The sequence below is a fragment of the Algoriphagus sp. A40 genome, assembly GCF_002002735.1.
Classification (GTDB): domain Bacteria; phylum Bacteroidota; class Bacteroidia; order Cytophagales; family Cyclobacteriaceae; genus Algoriphagus.
This window is the reverse complement of sequence record NZ_MUNY01000078.1, coordinates 362,622-382,965: the sequence shown is the minus strand read 5'-3', so window position 1 is coordinate 382,965 and position 20,344 is coordinate 362,622. Positions and strand designations below refer to the sequence as shown.

Annotated in this window: 18 protein-coding genes and 1 tRNA gene; 16 read left to right on the top strand and 3 right to left on the bottom strand. The window is 43.9% G+C overall.

The genetic code is table 11. The features are described from left to right. Positions 1–8 precede the first annotated feature (8 nt). On the top strand, positions 9–899 hold the full coding sequence (locus B0E43_RS21655) for a mechanosensitive ion channel family protein (RefSeq protein WP_077353466.1): 891 nt from the start codon (positions 9–11) through the stop codon (positions 897–899). After that, positions 880–1,218 carry an MGMT family protein gene (locus B0E43_RS21650; protein ID WP_077353465.1) on the top strand — a complete coding sequence of 113 codons (339 nt, stop codon included), beginning with the start codon at positions 880–882 and terminating at the stop codon, positions 1,216–1,218. Before B0E43_RS21655 ends, B0E43_RS21650 begins: the two co-directional genes overlap by 20 nt. Here the strand turns inward: B0E43_RS21650 and B0E43_RS21645 are convergent. Continuing rightward, the gene (locus B0E43_RS21645; protein ID WP_077353464.1) at positions 1,215–2,660 is read right to left on the bottom strand and encodes a sodium:solute symporter; all 1,446 of its coding nucleotides are present in this window, start codon (positions 2,658–2,660) and stop codon (positions 1,215–1,217) included. The genes B0E43_RS21650 and B0E43_RS21645 overlap by 4 nt on opposite strands. Positions 2,661–2,712: 52 nt before the next feature. Between B0E43_RS21645 and B0E43_RS21640 the strand changes: the two genes are divergently transcribed. From B0E43_RS21640 to B0E43_RS21615, 6 genes are all read left to right on the top strand, one after another. Then, entirely contained in the window at positions 2,713–3,006 is a 294-nt protein-coding gene (locus B0E43_RS21640; protein ID WP_077353463.1) for an ATP-dependent Clp protease adaptor ClpS, read from the top strand. Positions 3,007–3,017: 11 nt separating this feature from the next. Then, entirely contained in the window at positions 3,018–3,626 is a 609-nt protein-coding gene (recR, locus tag B0E43_RS21635) for a recombination mediator RecR (RefSeq protein WP_077353462.1), read from the top strand. Positions 3,627–3,920: 294 nt separating this feature from the next. Further along, positions 3,921–3,994 (top strand) — tRNA-Ala (locus tag B0E43_RS21630). Between the two features lie 205 nt (positions 3,995–4,199). Continuing rightward, positions 4,200–4,619, top strand: coding sequence for a hypothetical protein (locus B0E43_RS21625; RefSeq protein WP_077353461.1), 420 nt, complete (start codon positions 4,200–4,202; stop codon positions 4,617–4,619). An 18-nt stretch (positions 4,620–4,637) separates the two neighbouring features. Next, on the top strand, positions 4,638–4,910 hold the full coding sequence (locus B0E43_RS21620; RefSeq protein ID WP_077353460.1) for a hypothetical protein: 273 nt from the start codon (positions 4,638–4,640) through the stop codon (positions 4,908–4,910). Then, positions 4,910–5,734 (top strand): Cof-type HAD-IIB family hydrolase, encoded by an 825-nt coding sequence (locus B0E43_RS21615; RefSeq protein ID WP_077353459.1) that lies wholly within the window; start codon positions 4,910–4,912, stop codon positions 5,732–5,734. The genes B0E43_RS21620 and B0E43_RS21615 overlap by 1 nt, the downstream gene beginning before the upstream one ends. 18 nt (positions 5,735–5,752) lie before the next feature. Here the strand turns inward: B0E43_RS21615 and B0E43_RS21610 are convergent, their stop codons facing one another. Beyond that, entirely contained in the window at positions 5,753–6,430 is a 678-nt protein-coding gene (locus B0E43_RS21610) for a DUF2461 domain-containing protein (RefSeq protein WP_077353458.1), read from the bottom strand. A gap of 162 nt (positions 6,431–6,592) precedes the next feature. On the opposite strand from B0E43_RS21610, the gene B0E43_RS21605 reads away from it, so the two are divergent. Next, positions 6,593–6,862 carry a DUF6364 family protein gene (locus tag B0E43_RS21605; RefSeq protein WP_077353457.1) on the top strand — a complete coding sequence of 90 codons (270 nt, stop codon included), beginning with the start codon at positions 6,593–6,595 and terminating at the stop codon, positions 6,860–6,862. Continuing rightward, positions 6,852–7,271 (top strand): PIN domain-containing protein, encoded by a 420-nt coding sequence (locus B0E43_RS21600; RefSeq protein ID WP_077353456.1) that lies wholly within the window; start codon positions 6,852–6,854, stop codon positions 7,269–7,271. Before B0E43_RS21605 ends, B0E43_RS21600 begins: the two co-directional genes overlap by 11 nt. On the opposite strand, the gene murF is transcribed toward B0E43_RS21600, so the two are convergent. Further along, on the bottom strand, positions 7,264–8,556 hold the full coding sequence (gene murF, locus B0E43_RS21595) for a UDP-N-acetylmuramoyl-tripeptide--D-alanyl-D-alanine ligase (RefSeq protein WP_077353455.1): 1,293 nt from the start codon (positions 8,554–8,556) through the stop codon (positions 7,264–7,266). The two genes, B0E43_RS21600 and murF, sit on opposite strands and share 8 nt — an antisense overlap. 93 nt (positions 8,557–8,649) lie before the next feature. Here murF and B0E43_RS21590 point away from each other — a divergent pair, with 93 nt between their 5' ends. The 6 genes from B0E43_RS21590 to B0E43_RS21565 all read left to right on the top strand — a co-directional run bounded on the left by B0E43_RS21590 (position 8,650) and on the right by B0E43_RS21565 (position 20,295). Next, entirely contained in the window at positions 8,650–10,734 is a 2,085-nt protein-coding gene (locus B0E43_RS21590) for an FG-GAP-like repeat-containing protein (RefSeq protein ID WP_077353454.1), read from the top strand. A 63-nt stretch (positions 10,735–10,797) separates the two neighbouring features. Continuing rightward, a complete protein-coding gene (locus B0E43_RS21585; RefSeq protein WP_077353453.1) occupies positions 10,798–12,504 on the top strand; it encodes an amidohydrolase in 1,707 nt (568 codons plus the stop codon). Between the two features lie 162 nt (positions 12,505–12,666). After that, entirely contained in the window at positions 12,667–15,588 is a 2,922-nt protein-coding gene (locus tag B0E43_RS21580) for a prolyl oligopeptidase family serine peptidase (RefSeq protein ID WP_077353452.1), read from the top strand. Positions 15,589–15,922: 334 nt separating this feature from the next. Next, on the top strand, positions 15,923–16,501 hold the full coding sequence (locus B0E43_RS21575; RefSeq protein ID WP_077353451.1) for an NADPH-dependent F420 reductase: 579 nt from the start codon (positions 15,923–15,925) through the stop codon (positions 16,499–16,501). Positions 16,502–16,794: 293 nt separating this feature from the next. Further along, the gene (locus tag B0E43_RS21570) at positions 16,795–17,751 is read left to right on the top strand and encodes a calcium/sodium antiporter (RefSeq protein WP_077353450.1); all 957 of its coding nucleotides are present in this window, start codon (positions 16,795–16,797) and stop codon (positions 17,749–17,751) included. A 153-nt stretch (positions 17,752–17,904) separates the two neighbouring features. Then, a complete protein-coding gene (locus B0E43_RS21565; RefSeq protein WP_077353449.1) occupies positions 17,905–20,295 on the top strand; it encodes an outer membrane beta-barrel family protein in 2,391 nt (796 codons plus the stop codon). The last annotated feature ends 49 nt before the right edge of the window (positions 20,296–20,344 follow it).

The window sequence follows — 20,344 nt, the reverse complement described above, 5'->3', positions numbered from 1 at the left end:
ATTGAAACATGAATCACCTCAAAAGCAGTATCCAGGTCAAAGAGAATGTCCGCAGAAGAAACTTTGCCATAAAACTTCTCCTGTTGATCATTTTGGAGATTTTATATGAAGGGGACACATTTTTGAGGCCTTTACTTGAAAAATTTGAAATTTTAAACCACATCATCCGGGCACTGATTTTCCTGATCAGTACCAACCTGATCATTTCTTTGGGCCGGATCATCACCCTGAGAATTTACCTTCAACAGCGGGAAGACTCCAAAGTCCAGCCGAATTTCGTCATCGGAATTGGCCGGATTGCCGGGATACTCAACAGCATCGGGCTACTGATCTGTCTGATGCTTGCATTTGGCATCAGACCTCTTGAGTTTTTGACGAGTATCACTATCGTCGCGGCAGCGATTGCCCTTTTGACCAAGGAATACATCACCAGTATCGCAAATGGCCTGATTATGATGTTTTCAGACCAACTTGAAATCGGTGACAAAATCCAGGTCGGAAAGCACATCGGGTTCATCCGGGACATCACCTTGATTAATCTGGTTTTGAAAAATGACTCAGGGGAAATCATCCTGATCCCAAACACGATGGCTTTGACAACCGATGTGGTCAACTTTTCCAAAAACAATACCCACCAGGTGATTTTTGATGTGGAGATTTCTGCAAAAAGTGAAATCCATCTGAATCCCCTTGAAGAAAAACTCGTGTCAATTTTAGAAAAATTCGAAGTGGTATTTTCCGATGGAGCGCAACTGAATGTGATTGAGCGAAAAGCAGAGACTGTTCTGGTTAGATTTCAGTTTCCGATCAAAACTGGCGAAAAAGCAACCGAGATTATAGTTAAAAAAGAAATCAACCAAGCCCTGATCGACTGGAGCCATGAGCAACGAAAAGCCTAATTATTTTGACCTGGTCTATCAGGTAGTCCGAGAAATTCCAAAAGGAAGGGTTACAAGTTATGGTACCATTGCTCATTACCTCGGACTGAAAAGTGGCGCAAGGATGGTCGGATACGCTATGAATGCCGCCCATTCCATGTCTGATGTACCAGCACAGCGTGTGGTCAACAGAAATGGATTGCTCACGGGGAAAAACCATTTCGAATCCCCCACCAGAATGCAGGAATTGTTGAAAGCAGATGGTGTAAATGTCGAGAATGACCGGGTTGTGGATTTTGAGAAAGTCTTTTGGGATCCTGAAAAGGAACTTGGACTCTAGTCTTTTTTGCGCAGCAGGTAAAGGCCCAAAAACATCAGCAGTCCATTCAAAATCAATGCTTCAAAGCCGAATTTGTAGCCCCAAAGCAGTTTTTCAGAATTTTGGCTGATCAAGTAGGTGACAATAGGAGCTGCAACAGCAATGTAGGGCACCCACTTGTCCTTCACTTTCCACTTTGTGAAAAGACCAAATGAATACAGGCCTAAAAGTGGGCCATAAGTATATCCTGCGATGATAAATACCGAATTGATCACACTCTGGTCATTGAGCCAGTAAAAGGAGAGAATCAAAAGGTAAAACAATCCAGTGAAGGCGATGTGGACTTTCTGGCGGATGGCAACCCGTTTTTCGGGAGCATATTTTCGGTCGATCTCTAGAAAATCAATGCAAAAAGAAGTTGTTAAAGCGGTGAGTGTTGAATCAGCACTGGAATAGGCCGCTGCAATAATTCCCAAAACAAAGACAATACCTGCAAATGCAGAAAAGTGTTCTGTGGCCAACAAAGGAAAAAGCTGGTCCGATTTACCCGGAAGTGGAATCCCTTTGCTTTCAGCATACAAATACAGCATGACTCCAAGGGAAAGGAAAAGAAGATTCACAATCACCAAAATGATGGTAAACCAAAACATGTTTTTCTGAGCATCCCCGATATTCTTGCAAGTCAGGTTTTTTTGCATCATGTCCTGGTCCAATCCGGTCATCACGATGGTGATAAATGCCCCAGAGATAAACTGCTTAAAGAAATTGGTGCCGGCTTTCCAATCCCAATTGAAAATTTCCGATCGGCTGTCCTCCGCGACTGATGAGATGTAATCACCGAGGCTTTTTAATCCAAGTTCATTCCCAATAAAGAAAATGGTAATCACCACCGCAGCAAGCATAAAGGCGGTTTGTAGGGTATCGGTCCAAACCACCGTTTTGATCCCGCCCTTGTAGGTATAGAGCCAAATCAATCCGACAGTGATCAACACTGAAACCCAAAATGGAATCCCGAGTGAATCAAAAAGAATCAACTGTAAAACACTGGCAACCAAGTATAACCGAAGCGAAGAACCTAAAGCCCTTGAAAGAATGAAGAAAAAAGCACCGGTTTTGTAGGACCAAAATCCAAATCTATCCTCCAGGTAAGAGTAAATCGAAACCAGATTTAATCGGTAATAGAGCGGCAATAATACCTTGGCGATTGTGAAATAACCGACCGTATAACCCAAAACTACCTGAAAGTAATAGAAGTTGGTATTGCCGACTTCACCTGGTACCGAAATGAAAGTTACTCCAGAAAGAGAAGCTCCTATCATTCCAAAAGCCACCAAAAACCAAGGCGATTGCCGGTCACCTGTAAAGAAAGTTTCAGCAGTAACTTTGCGGGATGTAAACCAGGAAATCGAAAAAAGTAAAAGAAAATAGGCTGAAATGACTAATAAGACTACTTGGGGATTCATAAAGGAGGATCGAGTAGGTCGCTAAGTTGTCTATTATTCTTAATTTTGCAAAATGAACCAACTAAGCGTCACCCTTCCCTACATTGAGGAGTCGGAAATCCTCTTGGAGGATTTGCTGGATCAGGAAGCACTTGATCTGGTGGTCTTCAATGACGATGTCAATACTTTCGAGCATGTCATTGCTATCCTGATGAAAGTTTGTAAACATTCACATGAGCAGGCAGAGCAATGCACGCTCCTTATCCATTACCGTGGAAAATGTGCTGTAAAAAAAGGCTCTAGAGAAGAACTGAAGCCGATGTGTGAATCCATCCTCGATGCCGGAATTCAGGCAGCAATAGTTTAATTCCAAAACCATTGAATTTCCCTTCCAAATTAATTGAGGATGCAGTCACCGAAATTTCCCGGCTCCCTGGAATCGGAAAAAAGACTGCTTTGCGCTTGGCTTTGCATCTTTTGAAGCAGAATGAAGCGGTGACCGGAGCATTGGCGCTTTCAATTACCCGAATGAGAGAGGAAATCCGCTATTGCAAAAACTGCCACAACATTTCCGACCAAGAGGAGTGCAGTATCTGCAAAAGTCACAGAAGAGACGGGGCTGTTATCTGCGTAGTTGAAGATATACGGGATGTTCTTGCCATCGAAAACACCAATCAGTACCTGGGACTTTACCATGTTTTGGGCGGGGTAATCTCTCCGATTCAGGGAATTGGTCCCGAGGAGTTGAAAATCGAAACCCTGTTAGAGCGGGTATCAAAGGGAGAAGTTTCGGAGATCATTTTGGCGCTATCGGCCACCATGGAAGGAGATACAACTTCCTTTTACCTCAGCAAAAGACTCAAAGAATCCGGAATCAAAGTAAGCACTATTGCCAGGGGAATTCCTGTTGGCGGGGAGTTGGAGTTCACGGATGAAGTCACGCTGGGCAGAAGTATCCTCACCAGGATAAATTACCATCAAGAGTAAAGTTTTATTTGCGAGGAAAAATTCCCGTTCTATATTTGCACTCCGTTTGGGGGATTAGCTCAGTTGGCTAGAGCGTCCCGATGGCAATCGGGAAGGTCAGCGGTTCGAATCCAAATCGGATTAAAATAATGGGGGATTAGCTCAGTTGGCTAGAGCGTCCCGATGGCAATCGGGAAGGTCAGCGGTTCGAATCCAAATCGGATGAAAATAATGGGGGATTAGCTCAGTTGGCTAGAGCGTCCCGATGGCAATCGGGAAGGTCAGCGGTTCGAATCCAAATCGGATGAAAATAATGGGGGATTAGCTCAGTTGGCTAGAGCGCTACACTGGCAGTGTAGAGGTCATCGGTTCGAATCCGTTATCCTCCACTTGAAAGCTTCACAGAAATGTGAAGCTTTTTGCATTTTATAGACATTTTGGAATGCCTATTTTTCCCCCAACTTGGTAAGTTTGATCCATTCATTAGGTTAAATAGGGAATCGAAGGTCAGCATTAGATGGTATTTGAAAAGCAGGGAATACTGGCTAGTTTCCAATTTTTTACCAATTTTATATTCTTAACCCACGCCCTACAATGAAGTCAAATCTGATCTACTTTTTTTGCCTGATTTGGTTAAGCTCCTGCTCTTGCGAACCTGAAGATATCGCCAAGCTGGCATTCAGCGGCATGGAAAATATCATGGGGGAAGGCTTTATGCCTTCTGAGGAAATCCGGGCAATGGGGAGATTTCAGGGAATGAGTGTAAACCTGAGTCAATCCACGGTGGATGATGAAGTGGAGTCTACAATTTTTTTGAAGCTGGAAAATGGTGATCCAGCTATTTTGGGAAATCAACCGGAAATTTTAGCAAGAAAATGTGCTGAAACCTATCTCAGGGATTTTGAAAAATCAGTCGATTACCAAAAAATCACTGTCCAGTTCATCCAATCCGATCCTTCCAATCCCGAGAATGTCGCGATGCAGGAATATACGTTTGACACAAAAGACTTTTGACATTAATCCCTCCCAGCCATGAATTTTCCTCCTGATTTTCAAAAACCTCCCCAATCCCTCGGTGATTGGATTATCAATGTTTTGATTTCCAAAATTCCCCTGATCGGATTCATTATGCTGATCGTTTGGGCGGTGGACAAGAACACAGAACCTGATAAAGCCAACTGGGCAAAGGCTGAACTTATCGTCAAATTGATTGGAATTGTGATCGCTTTGTTGGTTTTAGGATTGGTTGGGTTCGGCTTTTTCATGAACTTCGCCGACCAAATCGACTGGGATTCCTTAGACTGATGAATTTTAAAGCCATCTGTTCCGATATCGACGGGACACTTCTCAATTCCGAACGGGATCTTTCCCCTCGCCTTAAATCGATAATCGGACTATTTCCAAAAGAATTCCCGGTGATTTTAGCCAGTTCCCGAATGCCCGACGCCATGAGGCATTTGCTGCTGGATTTAGGAAAACATCCACAGTCCCTGATTTCTTATAACGGAGGTTTTGTTTTGAGTTCGAAGGGAGAAATATTGGAAGACGTATCGATTCCTCTCGCACTGGTGGAAAAAATCCTTCGCCTTACCGAAAAAACTGAAATCCATGTCAGCCTTTATCAAGGTGAAAATTGGTACGAAGAGAAGGACGACTATTGGTCTCAGCGCGAGATCAAAAACACCAAAGTCCAATGCACCTGGATGAAAGCTATGGATGTCTTGGAGCTTTGGAACAAGGTAAATTCCGGTGCCCACAAAGTCATGTGTATGGGCAGCTCACAGGACATTTCCTGGCTTTTCGGAGAGTTGCATTGGGAACATGCCAAAGATCTTCACCTCTATCGCTCCAGTGACACTTACCTGGAAATCGCCCCAAGAGCGATTTCGAAAGCCACCGGATTGAGAAAAATCCTAAGCCATGAGTTTGATTTTGGAATGGATGAGGTCATCGCCTTTGGAGACAATTTCAATGACATCGACCTGCTCCAAAGCGTCGGTTGGGGTGTGGCTGTGGCAAATGCCCGGCCTGAAGTAAAGGCCGTAGCCAAGGAAGTCACTTCTCATCACAAAGAAGACGGAGTGGCAGCGACACTTGAGCGATTTCGGGATGTGAAATTTGGGCTGTGAAATAGCTTCAACCAGCAATCACAAAATCCCCGAACCGTCCTCCACTTCTTCCATCGCTTGGCTCAAAAAGTCATTGAAGGGTTTCATTTTGCCAAAACCATCCAACGCAAGCGTAATGAATCCACCGGATTCTATTACCTGATCGGAAATCGGTGAAGAAACTGTAAAACTTTTGAGCTTGAGGTACTCGATGTAGGGATGGCTTGCCTCATAGTCCCTTGGACTGGTTTTTAGCTTATCCCCTTCGATTCCTTTAAATAGCTTTTTGAATTCCGGATCATTTTCAATTTTCTCCAATTCGGCCCCACTGTAATCGATCTCTTTTCGAATTTTTTTCAAGGTTTCCGTCTCAGGCATCCAAATACCACCTGCCAAAAATGAATTTCCGGGTTGTATCTGAAGGTAATATCCCGGGCCGGGAGATTTTTTCCCTTTTGGAGAAAAGTAAACTCCAAAATTTGTCTTGTAAGGGTCCTTGTTTGTCGAAAACCGAACATCCCGGTTTTGACGAAAAACGCAATCTTTGGCTTTGAACTTGGATAATTCAGGCTCCAAATCTGTCAATTGCTTCAGTATGACCGTCACATCCTCCAGTAATTCCTCTTTGGTTTCCAAATACCATTTCTTGTTTGAATCCATCCATTCTTTGTGGTTGTTTTCTGAGAGAGCGGAGAGAAACTTGAGATAGGGGCGCATGGAAAGAGGGGAGTGAGAAAGCTAAAGATAGAAATAGGATTGTTTAACTGATTGGAGCTTCTTGAGGTTTGAAGGTTCGAGAAAATACCAAGTCCTGTATTGACGAGATAGAAACTTTTTGATTAACTTACACGTGTAAGGTTATAACAATCCACACGTGTCATGAATACGAAATTAACACTTACGCTCGAAAAAGACGTGATCGAAAAGGCCAAAGAATATGCTGCCCGACAAGGTCAAAGTTTGTCGTCTTTGGTGGAAAATTATTTTAAGCATCTCACATTTGAAAAAAAAGAAGAACCAAAGAAAGGCGAGCTAAAGCCGCTTCCAGAAAGTTTTCTCCGTTTTGAAGGAATCTTAAAAAAGGAAGGCGAAGAGTTTGATTACAAAGAAGAACTTACCAAGGCCTTGATGGAAAAATATGGCCTCTAGCTATTTTTTGGATTCTGATGTCATTTTGGACTTCTTGTTAAAAAGACTTCCTTTTAATATCGGAGCTAAACAAATTTTTCAATTGTCTTTTAATCATAGGGTAAAAATCTTTGTCTCGTCCCTGGCAATTACTAACGTGCATTATATTTGTACCAAGGCTGTTGGAAAAGAAGAAAGTCTTTTATTACTCGAGGAATTGGCAGATTTGGTAAAAATCCTTTCAGTAGGAGAGAAAGAAATCTTCTCCGCAATGAAAAGTGGTTTTCCAGATTTTGAAGATGCCATTCAACATTTCACCGCCTTGCAGGATTCACAAATCGAAGGTATTATCACCCGAAACACCGCTGATTTCCGCAAGTCTAAATTGCCGATTTATTCCCCGGAATCTTTTCTGGCACTTTTCAAATAAAATCCACCAAAGTTTCCAGCTTCATTCCCCTGCTTCCTTTGATCAGAATCAGATAATCTTCCAGCTTACTGTCTTCCAGCCAATTTCTCAATGAGAAAGGATCAGGGAAATACAGTGATTTGGGAGCCTTTTCCAAGGCAGAAACCATCAACTTTCCGGTAAAGCAAACCTTGTCAATCGGGTATTCGCTCACGATCTCACCTATCCTTCGATGCTCGGTTTTGGCGTGGTCTCCGAGTTCAAACATATCGCCAAGAATGATCATTTTCCTTTTGCCCGTCATCTGACCAAACGTCCGAATCGCAACCTCCATACTGGAAGGATTGGCATTGTATGCATCCAAAATGATGGTATTGCTGCGCTTTTCAATCAGTTGGGATCGCATGTTTTCCGGCCGATAGTTGACTACCGCCTCCACGGCTTTTTCCATCGGAACTCCAAAAAACTTCCCAATTGTCAATGCCGTGGCGATATTTCCAAAATTATAGCCACCGATTAGGTTGGTTTGAAACACCTGATCCGAGCCTTCCACTGTGAACTTTACGAAAGGATCAGCTCCCAGAAATTCCACCTCGCAAAAATCTCCATTAGCCGGATAAAGAACAGGATTCTCGAATCGCTTGGCCATATTGGATAAAATCGGATCCTGAGAATTGATAAAAACCGTTCCTTTGGTTTCTCTCAAATGCTGGAAAAGCTCGGTTTTGGTTTTCAATACTCCCTCAGGTCCACCCATCCCTTCCAAATGTGCTCGACCAATATTGGTGATAAACCCATGGGTTGGTTCAGCGATATCGCAGAGCTCTTTGATGTCACCTGGTTTGTTAGCCCCCATTTCCACGATTGCAATTTCGGCTTCTGATCCGACCGATAGCAAAGTCAGCGGCACACCGATGTGGTTGTTGAGATTACCGATAGTCGCGACAGTTTTAAACTTCTGCTTCAGTACAGCATTCAAAAGCTCTTTGGAGGTCGTCTTCCCGTTTGACCCGGTCAATCCGATAATGGGAATCTTGAGTTGATGACGATGGTGATTGGCCAATTTCTGCAAAGTCGCCAACACATCCTCACAGATGAAATACCGCTCATCGTCCTCCACCCAGTAGGCTGGATCATCAATCACGACAGTAGAGGCTCCCATTTCGAGGGCTTTCGGAGCAAACTCATTTGCATTGAAATTGGGCCCCTTCAGCGCAAAAAACAGATTTCCCTGCCCGATTTTCCGGGTATCGGTGCTGACACCGGTGCTTTTCAAATACAGTTCGTAGAGAATGGAGAGATTCATTATTGGAAAGAATTAATTGCCAAAATAACGCAATGATTCACATCTTTGGGGAGGCTCTTTCGTTTTATTTTAGAGTTTACATTTTCCTATTTCATGCAAAAACCCCTGATTTTTCTTTTCGCTTTACTCAGTTTCAATTCCTTTTCACAGGTAGTTTTTGAATTTGACCAAGAAAAATCAATTCGGAAAAACGATGCCCAAGTTCCTGTCCCTTTTTCGCAGGGAATCAATTCCGCACAGATTCAAACCATGGATTTGACGGGAGATGGAAAAGAAGAATGGGTTATCTGGGATATTAATTCCCGACAGCTTCAGGTTTTTGAAAAAAACGATGAAAGTTTCAGAATCCTGCCACATTCAGCCTACTTTTTTCCACAAGACATTTCAGGTTTCTTGGTTTTGGCTGACTTTGACGGAGACGGAAAAAAAGACCTTTTCACCTCTACAGCTTTAGGAATTAAAGCCTATCGAAATACTTCGCAGGGCTCACAAATCTCCTGGACGATGGCCCAAAATTTCCTCAGGCTAGATGGTTCTGGCAATATTCAGGCAAATAATCTGGACACTCCTTTAATTAAAGATCTGGACGGAGACGGAGACTTGGATCTGGTGATATTCAATTTTGCCTCGGGAGATTTCCTTGAATATTATAAAAACTCTTCGATCGAGAGAAAAGGAATCGCTGACATCGATGGCTTTGCTTTTCCCCAAAGCTTTTGGGGGAATTTCGTTTTCTGTGGCTGTTCGGATTTCTCTTTTGGGGAAAAGTGTGATGGAAGGCCAATTATTCCCTCCGAAAGAACTGACGAAAACGCACGAATCCAACATGCCGGCGGCCACAGCATTTTGTATCGAGACTTTTCCGGAGATGGGATTGCAGACCTGGTTTTAGGGAGGGATGAGTGTAACACCTTGTATTATTTACCCAATTTCGGTACCGATGCGGCTCCGCTTTTCACAAGTTTTTTAAAAGAAATTCCCGGCTTTGGCAGCCTCCCGGAGTTCCCGATTTTCCATATCGGTCAATTTATCGAGGAGGAATTGATCATCAGTCTCAATACCAATGAGGCCTCCTTTGACTACAAAATCGACTTTGCCAAATCCATCGTCAAACTGGATGAAAGCGGGACACAAGACCCGAATTTCCTCCAATCTCAACTCTTTGATTTGGGAGAAAATGCCCGTCCGTTTTTCAGAGGCAACAAATTTGGAGGAGAACTTTGGCTCACTGCAAATGTAAAAACAGACCAAACAGTCTCAGGACAGGCATTTCGAATGGCATACAGCGGTTCAGAGTTCGAGTTGCTGGAGAGTGATTGGATGGAGCTTTCTGAGCAAAATCTTCTGGATCTCCAATTGATCGAATACACCGACATTCAAAACAGGGATTACTTTTTGATCTCCGGAACGCGAATCATCAACTCAGTCCCAACCCAGCTTTTACTTAGATCAGAAGGCAGCGGATTTGTAGATTTCAATCTGAGTGGATGGACGCCTCGTCGCGGAGATCAGCTTACATTTTTTCCATTTGAGGGAAAAGACTATCTCCTGATTGCCGGCCAAAATGGAGCTTTGGATCTTTACGAAGTCAATTTTGCTGGCAATTCAGTGACCTTGCGTGAAGAGGATTTTTTGGGATTTGTCGACAATCCAGCCAATCGAAATTTGAGTGTAGGAGTCCATTTCAAAACTAATCCTGATCTTTTCACCGCGGATCAAACCGGTAAACTGATCCGAATCCGTGATTTCATGAATTCGGAGATTCGGGAAGAAGTTTTGCTGAAAATAGGGAATGAAAATCTACCAACCCGACTGGGCAGAAACACCTGGATTTCGGTACTCAACCCTGCTTTCGAGGAAGGACCAGATTTGATTTTAGGTAGTCGGGGCGGTGGAATCACTTATCTAAAATCCTTGGAAAGCCAAAATCCGGGAGAAGGTGATTTTCTAGTCAAGGTCTATCCCAATCCAACCAATGGCCCTTTTAAAGTCATCAGCAATACATCCGCCACCGCAAAACTGATTTCCAGTTTTGGTCAGGTTATTTTGGATGAAATCAACATTCCAGCCAATCGTGAGGTTGAAATTCAAACCCAAGTGCTCAATCCCGGTCTTTATTTTCTGCAATTAGAAGCTGAGGATCGCCAAGTTTTGACAAAAAAGATTCTGATCCGCTGATTACAGGACTGGTTTTGTAGCTCTGGATCAAAACATCTAGTTTCGTTTCAGAATTATAAATCCATGAAAAACTTATACACCCTCCTTTTTCTCGCCCTATTTGCTTGGGCTTGTAAATCCGGTCCCGAAAATCCCGCAGACAAAGTATTTACAAATGGCATCATCTACACCGTAAACGAAGCCCACCCCAAAGCCGAAGCAGTGGCAGTAAAAGACGGACTAATCCTCGCAGTTGGAACGGTTGAAGAAATCCAAACCTACGTGGGCGAAGCCACCGAAGTGATCGATTTGCAAGGCAAAACCATGACTCCCGGGCTGATCGAATCGCACGCACACCTCATGGGTATCGGCTACAACAAGCTGGAAATAGATCTGATGTACGTCAAAACTTACGACGAACTCATCCAAAAAGTAGCTGAAGCTGCCGCCAAAGCCGAACCCGGTGACTGGATCACAGGACGTGGTTGGCATCAAGACAAGTGGCTCCAAATGCCGGACAAGACTGTCAAAGGTTTCCAAACCCACGACGCTTTGAGCGCTGTCACGCCAAACAATCCCGTGTACCTCGCACACGCCTCCGGCCATGCTTCTTTTGTGAACAAAAAGGCGATGGAACTTGCCGGAATTACACAGCTAAGAAGCGAAAAACCGACTCAGGAAGTCGAAGGTGGAGAAGTTCTCCGTGACGAATTGGGAAATCCAACCGGAGTTTTGGTGGAGCGGGCTTCCGCTTTGGTGAGCAAATTGATTCCAGAAGAGACTCCTGAGCGGGCGGAAGAAGCTTTGACTTTGGCCTTAAAGGAACTTGCAGAAAAGGGCATCACTTCCTTTCATGACGCAGGCTCAGGTCAGGATGTAATCGATCTGTTGCAAAAGTTCAAAAACGAAGGCAAACTCACTGCCCGGATGTACATTATGCTGAGTGGACGCCAGCCAGAACTTTTGGACGCTTGGTACCAAAAAGGTCCTATGATCGATCCGGATCATTTTGTAACTGTACGATCCATCAAATTGAATTGTGATGGAGCACTTGGTCCTTGGGGAGCTTGGCTATTGGAAGATTATTCAGATAAGCCTGGCCATCGAGGTCATGAGACTTTGCCGATGGCTGTAGTGACGGAAGTTTCTGAGAAAGCCATTCCACTCGGTTTCCAAGTTTGCGCGCATGCCATTGGCGACCGCGCTAATCAGGAGATTTTGGACAGATTTGAAGCAGCTTTGGCTAAAAACCCGGAAGCCAAAGATCACCGCTTCCGCATCGAGCATGCACAGCATTTGCATCCGGACGACATTCCAAGATTCGGAAAACTTGGCGTGATAGCAGCCATGCAGGCGATTCACTTGAGTTCGGATAGGCCTTGGGCGATCGATCGCTTGGGAGAAAAGCGCATCATCGACGGAGCGTATGTGTGGCAATCTCTGATAAAAACCGGAGCCGTCGTGACGAATGGAACGGACGCTCCTGTGGAACCTGTTGATCCGATTCCTTCTTTCTTTGCTTCGGTATCGAGAAAAACACTACAAGGGCTTCCCGATGGTGGCTATGAAGGGGAGCAAAAAATGACCCGTGTGCAGGCTTTGAAGTCCTACACTCTGGACGGGGCTTATGCCGAGTTTGAGGAAGATTTCAAAGGTTCTATTGAAGTTGGAAAGGCTGCAGATTTCACCGTATATGACAAAGACATTATGGAAATCCCTGAGAATGATATTCTGAATGCGAAAGTGGAGTTGACTGTGGTCGGGGGAAAAATTGTGTTCAGCCGGCAGTAATTTCAACTAAAGCCTGCAAAATCCCCAAATCATTTGATTTAGGGATTTTTTTTGGCACCTCCTTTTTTCAGGAATCAACAATACAATGAAACCCTCTATTGTCGATGGACAGTAGACATCAATAATTTTCCCTAATTTCAAAATCCACATAATTTTTACCCCATGAGAAAAATAGTTCTACTCTTTTGGTTTCTCAGCCTGGCATCAACATTTGTCAGTGCGCAGGAGACCAAACCCATGTCCTGGAAGGACGTCGCCACCTGGAAATACATGCCCAACAGTGCCTTCAAACTTTCCCCGGACGGACAGTGGATGGCTTACGCCCTGATCGGCATCGAAGCTGACGGAGAATTGATCCTTCAAAAAGTCTCCGATCCGGCTACCAAAAAAACGTTCCCGATCGGAAACACCAGCTTCCCAAGCTTTGACTTCAGCGAAAACAGCCAATGGATCGCCTTCAGGGAGTATCCAAAAAACTCCGAAAAGCTTGCCAATGAAAAAGCCAAAGGCAAACCCCTCAAGGAAAAACTCCACCTGATCAAACTCGGGACCGAAGACAAAAAGACATTTGAAGGAATCGGCGGATACAGCTTCAACAATGACGCTTCCTCTCACTTATTGATCAGTTTCCCAAAAGAAGGTAACGGCGAGGCCAAAGGCTCCGATTTGCTGATTTACCACCTCAATTCCGGCAAATCCCAGAACCTCGGAAATGTGCGTGAACATGCCTCAAACAAAACAGGAACTCATTTGGCTTATTCTGTTGATGCAGCCAACTCTCAAGGAAACGGCTTGTATCTCTTGACACTTTCCAACAATTCTATCCAAGTCCTAGACTCGGACGAAGCCGGATATCAAAGCATCAACTGGACCGAAAAAGGAGAAGCCTTTGCAGCACTCAAGCTTAAAAAAGACAAAAAATACAAGCAGGAGCGTGGGACAGTTTTGGGGGTAAAAAACCTTTCCGGCCCACAAGTCACGCTTTACGAACCCGCAAAAGATTCGACAGGATTTGATCAAAAATACACCATTAGCCAAAACCGCCGTCCGATGTGGTCGGACGATTTGACTCGACTTTTCTACGGAATTCACCCTTTGGTTTTAGCAGAAAAAGAAAGTCCCAAGAAGGAGGAGAACAAGGACTCTCTAGCGGCAGCTGAGTCAGTGAAAATCGCCAAAATCATGGCAGACACTACGATCAAATCCATCGCTGATCTCCAAAAAGCCATTGCCAAACTCGATTCCGGAAAGACTAATGGCAAAAAAACGAATGATTCCAAAAAACCGGAAATGACCATTTGGCATTGGCAAGATGACCGGCTTCAATCCCGCCAGCAGGTGATGGAGTCCATGGACAAAAACTACAGCTTTTGGGCGATGTATGATGTCACTGCCAAAAAGCACATCGCTCTGCAGGACAGCAGCATGCGGGACTTGAATATTCTTCCTCAAGAACATTTTGCGCTAGGTTCTGACCGTCAAAAATACGAATTGGACATCAACTTGAATGGCCAAAGCTATCAGGATTTCTACTTGGTAGACTTGAAAACTGGTGCAAAAACACCTCTTTTCGAAAACTTCTACATGCCTTCTTTTGCCTCCATGCCGCGCCCATCGACTGATGGCAAAAAGCTGCTTTACGGTAAAGACGGACATTTCTACGTCTATGACATCCTGGCTAAAACCCATACCAACATCACTGAGAAGCTTCCTGTATCCTTGATCAATACCGAGGATGATCACAATGTGAAGGATCCTTTGCAAAATCCACTCGGCTGGAGCAGCGACAGCAAATATGTACTTGTTCGGGATGGTTGGGACATTTGGCAAATCCCTATGGGTGCCAAAGAAAGCGCCATCAACCTGACCCAAAACGGCAAAAAGGACAAAATCCGCTACCAGTATCGATTTGTGCTTGATCCTGAGGAAAAAGGAATTGATCTGACCAAAACTGTATATTTCCGCACTTATGGTGAAATGACCAAGAAAAGCGGAGTGGCCAGCCTCTCTCCAGCTAAAACCGGATTGGCAGCAGGACCAAAAGTTCTTCTCTGGGAAGATGCCAACATCAGCGGAATCGCAAAAGCAGAAAAGTCTGGGGTATTCACTTACTCCAAAGAGAAATTCAATGAACCAACTCAGATTTTCCTGACTGATGCCACCCTGGCAAATGGAAAAAAAGTCTCTGAAAGTGCTCCGGATGCCGGCAAATTTGCCTGGTCCAAGGGTGCCCAACTGATCGATTATATCTCTGCAAAAGGAGATACCCTTCAGGCGGCCCTTTTCCTTCCTGCAGATTATGTTGAGGGGCAAAAGTATCCGACGGTAATCTATTATTACGAGAAGCTTTCCCAGACTTTGCACAACTGGTCCAATCCAGGCTACAGCGGTACAGGCTGGAGTCCAAGCATCTACACCAGTAACGGATATGCAGTTCTGATTCCGGATATCGTTTACAAAATGGATGATCCGGGAATGTCGGCAGTTTGGTGCGTTTTACCAGCCGTGGATGCAGCTCTGAAAACCGGCGTGATTGACGAAACCAAAATGGGCCTCCACGGACACAGCTGGGGAGGGTACCAGACTTCTTTCCTGATCACCCAGACCAACCGTTTCAAAGCTGCTGCTGCCGGTGCGCCTTTGACTAATATGATCTCGATGTATGATTTGATCTACTGGAATTCCGGTGGAGGAAACATGTCAATTTTCGAGGCTTCTCAGGGAAGATTTTTAGGCGGACCTTGGGAAAACTGGGATGCTTACGAGCGAAACAGTCCGATTTACCATGTGAAAAATGTGCAGACTCCCCTCCTTTTACTACACAATGACAAAGACGGCGCAGTCGACTTCACTCAAGGCGTAGAATACTACAATGCCCTTCGCAGGTTGAAAAAACCGGTCATTATGGTTCAGTACCTGGGTGAAAATCACGGTTTGGGAAAACTCGAAAACCGAAAAGATTATAGTGTGAGAATGATGGAATTCTTTGACCATCACCTCAAAGGCCTTCCTGCACCTGAATGGATGACCAAGGGTGTGCCGAGACTTCAGCTTGGAGATCACTTGGACGACAGGGCGTTTTGAAATACTGAATTGTGAATTCGGATTTCGGAAAAAATCTCCTTTAGCCAACCAAATTCCCATAAGTCCTCCAATGAAAAATTGGAGGACTTTTTTGTGCTATCCTAGGTTTGCAATGCCTCTTGGAGTTTTTTGATTTCCCTTTTCCTCAAAAAATAAAATACGGAAATGAAAAAATAATCCTTCGTGATGGTCCAGTTTTCCACAATTACGGATAAGAAAAAATAAACAGTTGCAATTGATAGGATACCAAAAGAACTATTTACCTTAAAAATCTGTCTTGATTAAGCCTGTGGTTTTTTGTAGGTCAATCTTTATCTAAACAAACAAGTTGAATATGAAAAAAATAGGCGTTTTAGGTTCAGGAGTAGTCGGTAGAACTCTGGCAGAAGGATTTGTAAAGCGAGGCTATGAGGTCATGCTGGGGACTGGCCATCCCAACAAACTATCGGATTGGCAATCGGGTGCCAATGGGAAAGTGGGTAGTTTCGAAAAAGCAGCGAATTTTGGGGACTTGATTGTATTTGCCATCAAAGGCACCGCTGCCCTGGAAATTGCCCAATTGGTTAAAGTTGGGATCAGCGAAAAGACCGTTTTGGATGTCACCAATCCTATTTCGGACAAAAGTCCCAAAGACGGTACTCGTACTTTTTTCACCTCAGAAGATGAATCGTTGATGGAAAAACTCCAGGAACTCATCCCCGAAGCTCATTTTGTCAAAGCCTTCAACTATTTCGACAGTAAGGCAATGGTCAATTCTTCTAAATCAAAAGCTCAGACCATGAATATTTGTGGCAATGAGGAATCTGCAAAAATTGAAGCCAAAGAGGTACTTTCCCAATTCGGCTTTAAAACCAAAGACATGGGAAAAGCGGATGCAGCACGGGAAATTGAGCTTTTGGCGATATCCATTTAACAATCATTGTTAGCCTTTCTGGCTCTAAACCTAAAAAATCCAAACTGAATTCAGTTTGGATTTTTTATTTCCCTTCTTTTCATTGAAGGCACATTCTCATAAGAGCTAAAAATAAAATCATATTTTTGGTCTGAATTGAAAATCCTAGTGGTCCAGATGGGTATAAAATTCAACAACTGAAAATCAATTGGCCATTCACGTTTTTTTCAAAAAGTGATCAGCTTATAAATTTTAGCTTTACGTAATTTTCAAATTGATAATTTTATGAAACCCTATTTTACTCTAAATAGAATATGATTTTACAAATTGCACTTCTTGTTGTTGGTCTTTTATTGTTAGTCAAAGGCGCAGACTGGCTTGTGGATGGAGCCTCAGTTTTAGCCAAAAAACACAATATTTCGGATCTCGCTATCGGACTTACCATTGTAGCTTTTGGGACATCAGCACCCGAATTAGTAGTGAATGTAGTGGCAGCTTCAGGGAATTACCCGGACATCGTTTTCGGAAACATCATCGGCTCAAACAATTTCAACCTGTTTGCAATCCTGGGAATCGCCGGAATAATCACTCCTTTGGCAGTTCAATCCAGTACAGTTTGGAAAGAAATTCCCTTTTCCCTGCTTGCGGCAATTACTTTTTTCTTCCTCGCCAATAATTACTTTCTGTCAGACCAACCTTTTGTATCAAGATATGATGGAATTATCCTTTTGGCCTTGTTTGCAGGATTTCTTTATTATGTAGCGACCCAACTCAAAACTGATCCAAATGCAGAGGTGATTGCTAACAAGAGCTATTCAAACCTAAAAATATGGTTGCTGATTATTGGCGGGTTGGCCGGCCTGGTTGGTGGAGGTAAATTGGTAGTGGACAATGCAGTCGCAATGGCACAATCATTAGGGGTAAGTGAAAAAATCATTGGCCTGACTATAGTTGCTGCTGGAACTTCACTTCCTGAATTGGCAACTTCTGTGGTTGCAGCCATGAAAAAAAATGCGGATATCGCTATAGGCAACATTGTAGGTTCCAACATTTTCAATATTTTCTTCATAATCGGAGTGAGCGTGATGATCAGACCATTGAATTACAACGATGCGTTCAACACAGATATTTATCTCCTTCTTGGAGGAACAGTTTTCCTGTTTTTCACCATGTTTACCGGTAAAAGACGCCGATTGGACCGTTGGGAAGCCACCATCCTGCTATCGGTTTACCTTCTTTATACAGGCTATTTAGTTGGGATGGAATTTTGATTCTTTGCTTGAGGATCATTTGGAAAGGTTTCCCTGGGGAAACCTTTTTTTTTTGCCATTTGTCAAATTTAGACTGCTCCGAAACCAGTTTCATTCTAAATTTCGATAAGAGATTCTGAATAAATTTTAGAATTGCCCCCAATAACCAAACCTATGAAGCTCATTTTCTCAAAATACCTACTGATTCTTTGGACACTGCTCCTGGTAGTTGCGACCCAATCGGTTGCGCAACAAAACCCGGGAAAAGTCCGGGGCGTAATTCTCGATAAAACCAATTCCGAGCCACTTCCCTTTTCGACAATCGGGGTTTACACTGATAAAGACAGCTTGGTTGGCGGGGGTATTTCCGATGAAAATGGAAAATTTTCTGTTGATCTTCCCTTTGGAAAATTCTATGCCTTGATCGAATTCATGGGTTATGAAGCCCATAAAACGAATGGATTTACACTTACCCGAGAAAATCAAAACCAGGACTTTGGTGAAATCGGACTGGCTACTACTGCCTCAGATCTCAATGAAGTGGTGGTCCAGGGAGAAAAGACCGTCATGGAGCTTTCGCTGGACAAACGCATCTTCAATGTTGGGAAGGACCTGGCAAATGCAGGCGGAAATGCCTCAGACATTCTGATGAATCTGCCCTCAGTGGCAGTAGATCCTGATGGGAATGTCCGACTTCGCGGGTCTTCCAATGTGCGGATTCTGATCGATGGAAAGCCCTCCGGGCTAGTCAGCTTCAAAGGAAGCAGCGGACTTCGCCAACTTCCTGCAAGTATGGTGGAACGAGTGGAGGTCATCACCAATCCATCTGCTCGATATGAAGCAGAAGGCATGGCCGGGGTCATCAATATCATTCTGAAAAAAGACAGCAAGCAGGGATTTAACGGTTCATTTGAAGTGATCGCAGGATATCCTCTGAATACCGGCTTCACCGCAAACCTCAATTACAGACACAACCGGATCAACTGGTTTGTCAATTACGGCCTCACTTACAGGGAACAACCCGGAGTCAGCAATCTTTACCAGGAGGTGTACAATGAGAACGGGACGACTTCGATTTTGAACCAGAATAACGCCTCCACTGTCACCGGACTGAACAATAACCTTAGGGGCGGTTTGGACTATTATTTCAATGAAAACAGCGTTTTGACGCTATCTTATCTTTGGAGAAGGAGTGATGCTCATCGCATCACAGACATCCGCTATGAAGATTACTTGGACAGTTTCGACAACTACCTCGGCTATTCTCTCCGTCGTCAGGACGAAACAGAAGATGAACCCAACAAGGAAGCCATCGTCAATTACAAGCGGACCTTTGCTCAAAAAGGCCACGAATTCATCGCTTCATTCACCTATCTCAACTATTGGGAAAGATCAGACCAGCTTTTCACAGAGAATGAATTCACACCCCAAGGTGTGGAAATTCCAGAAGGAGAACTGGTTCAGACTTCACTAAATGATGAATATGAAAACCAATATTTGCTTCAAATGGATTATGTGAAGCCATTCGCTACCAAAGGAAAATTTGAATCTGGAATCCGGACCAGTTTTCGGGAAATGAAGAACGACTATCTGGTTCAGGAACAAAATGAATCCGGCGACTTTGTTACACTTCCCGGATTGGACAATATCTTTCTTTACAATGAAAACATCTTGGCAGCTTATGGGATTATCGGCAACGAAACCGGAAAATGGAGCTATCAAGGTGGACTTCGAGCCGAACATACAGATGTAGAGACAATCCTGGTGGAGACGAATGAGAGCAATCCCAGGGATTACACAAATTTCTTTCCCTCGGCTCACTTGACTTATAACATTTCGGAGGAAAATGCCTTTCAACTCAGCTATAGCCGGAGAATCAAGCGGCCGGTTTACAACGATTTGAGTCCGTATGTGACTTTTTCCGACCAGCGGAATTTCTTCAGCGGAAATCCCGATCTGAATCCAGAATATACTGATGCGTTTGAATTGGGTCACATCAAATACTATGAAAAGGCGACTCTTTTTTCCACCGTTTACTTCAGAAAAACCACGGACAAAATCGAGCGAATCCGTCAGGTTAATGACGACGGTTTTTCGGTGACTGCCCCATATAACCTAACCGGAGAAAAATCCTTCGGAGTGGAATTCAGCGGTGATTATCGGGTGAAGGACTGGTGGAAACTGGACTTTAATGCCAACTTCTTCCACGCCAGAATCGACGCAAGCAACATCGGACAGACAGAATTGAGAAAGACCTACTCGTGGTTATTCCGTCAGACTTCCAGATTTACATTTGGTGAGGGTTGGGACATTCAGGTGAGAGCAAACTATGAAGCTAAACAGAAAACTGCACAAGGATATAGAAAAGGAATTTTCTTTATGGACTTGTCGGCGAGTAAGCGAATATTGGAAGAAAGGGGCACACTGACTCTAAATGTAACGGACATTTTCAACACCCGAATTAACCGATTTATCTCTGAAGGCTACAACTTCTACACTGAAGGAGAATCCCAAATGATGAGAAGACAAACCAACCTTACATTTGCCTACCGGATCAAGCAATAGACCAATTTTAGTGGGCCCGGAAAACTGACGAGATCGATAGCTTTGAACC

Coding starts and splice junctions, on each gene's coding strand:
- B0E43_RS21655 (WP_077353466.1), top strand. CDS start 9: ATGAATCACCTCAAAAGCAGTATCCAGGTCAAAGAGAATGTCCGCAGA.
- B0E43_RS21650 (WP_077353465.1), top strand. CDS start 880: ATGAGCAACGAAAAGCCTAATTATTTTGACCTGGTCTATCAGGTAGTC.
- B0E43_RS21645 (WP_077353464.1), bottom strand. CDS start 2,660: ATGAATCCCCAAGTAGTCTTATTAGTCATTTCAGCCTATTTTCTTTTA.
- B0E43_RS21640 (WP_077353463.1), top strand. CDS start 2,713: ATGAACCAACTAAGCGTCACCCTTCCCTACATTGAGGAGTCGGAAATC.
- B0E43_RS21625 (WP_077353461.1), top strand. CDS start 4,200: ATGAAGTCAAATCTGATCTACTTTTTTTGCCTGATTTGGTTAAGCTCC.
- B0E43_RS21620 (WP_077353460.1), top strand. CDS start 4,638: ATGAATTTTCCTCCTGATTTTCAAAAACCTCCCCAATCCCTCGGTGAT.
- B0E43_RS21615 (WP_077353459.1), top strand. CDS start 4,910: ATGAATTTTAAAGCCATCTGTTCCGATATCGACGGGACACTTCTCAAT.
- B0E43_RS21610 (WP_077353458.1), bottom strand. CDS start 6,430: ATGCGCCCCTATCTCAAGTTTCTCTCCGCTCTCTCAGAAAACAACCAC.
- B0E43_RS21605 (WP_077353457.1), top strand. CDS start 6,593: ATGAATACGAAATTAACACTTACGCTCGAAAAAGACGTGATCGAAAAG.
- B0E43_RS21600 (WP_077353456.1), top strand. CDS start 6,852: ATGGCCTCTAGCTATTTTTTGGATTCTGATGTCATTTTGGACTTCTTG.
- murF (WP_077353455.1), bottom strand. CDS start 8,556: ATGAATCTCTCCATTCTCTACGAACTGTATTTGAAAAGCACCGGTGTC.
- B0E43_RS21590 (WP_077353454.1), top strand. CDS start 8,650: ATGCAAAAACCCCTGATTTTTCTTTTCGCTTTACTCAGTTTCAATTCC.
- B0E43_RS21585 (WP_077353453.1), top strand. CDS start 10,798: ATGAAAAACTTATACACCCTCCTTTTTCTCGCCCTATTTGCTTGGGCT.
- B0E43_RS21580 (WP_077353452.1), top strand. CDS start 12,667: ATGAGAAAAATAGTTCTACTCTTTTGGTTTCTCAGCCTGGCATCAACA.
- B0E43_RS21575 (WP_077353451.1), top strand. CDS start 15,923: ATGAAAAAAATAGGCGTTTTAGGTTCAGGAGTAGTCGGTAGAACTCTG.
- B0E43_RS21570 (WP_077353450.1), top strand. CDS start 16,795: ATGATTTTACAAATTGCACTTCTTGTTGTTGGTCTTTTATTGTTAGTC.
- B0E43_RS21565 (WP_077353449.1), top strand. CDS start 17,905: ATGAAGCTCATTTTCTCAAAATACCTACTGATTCTTTGGACACTGCTC.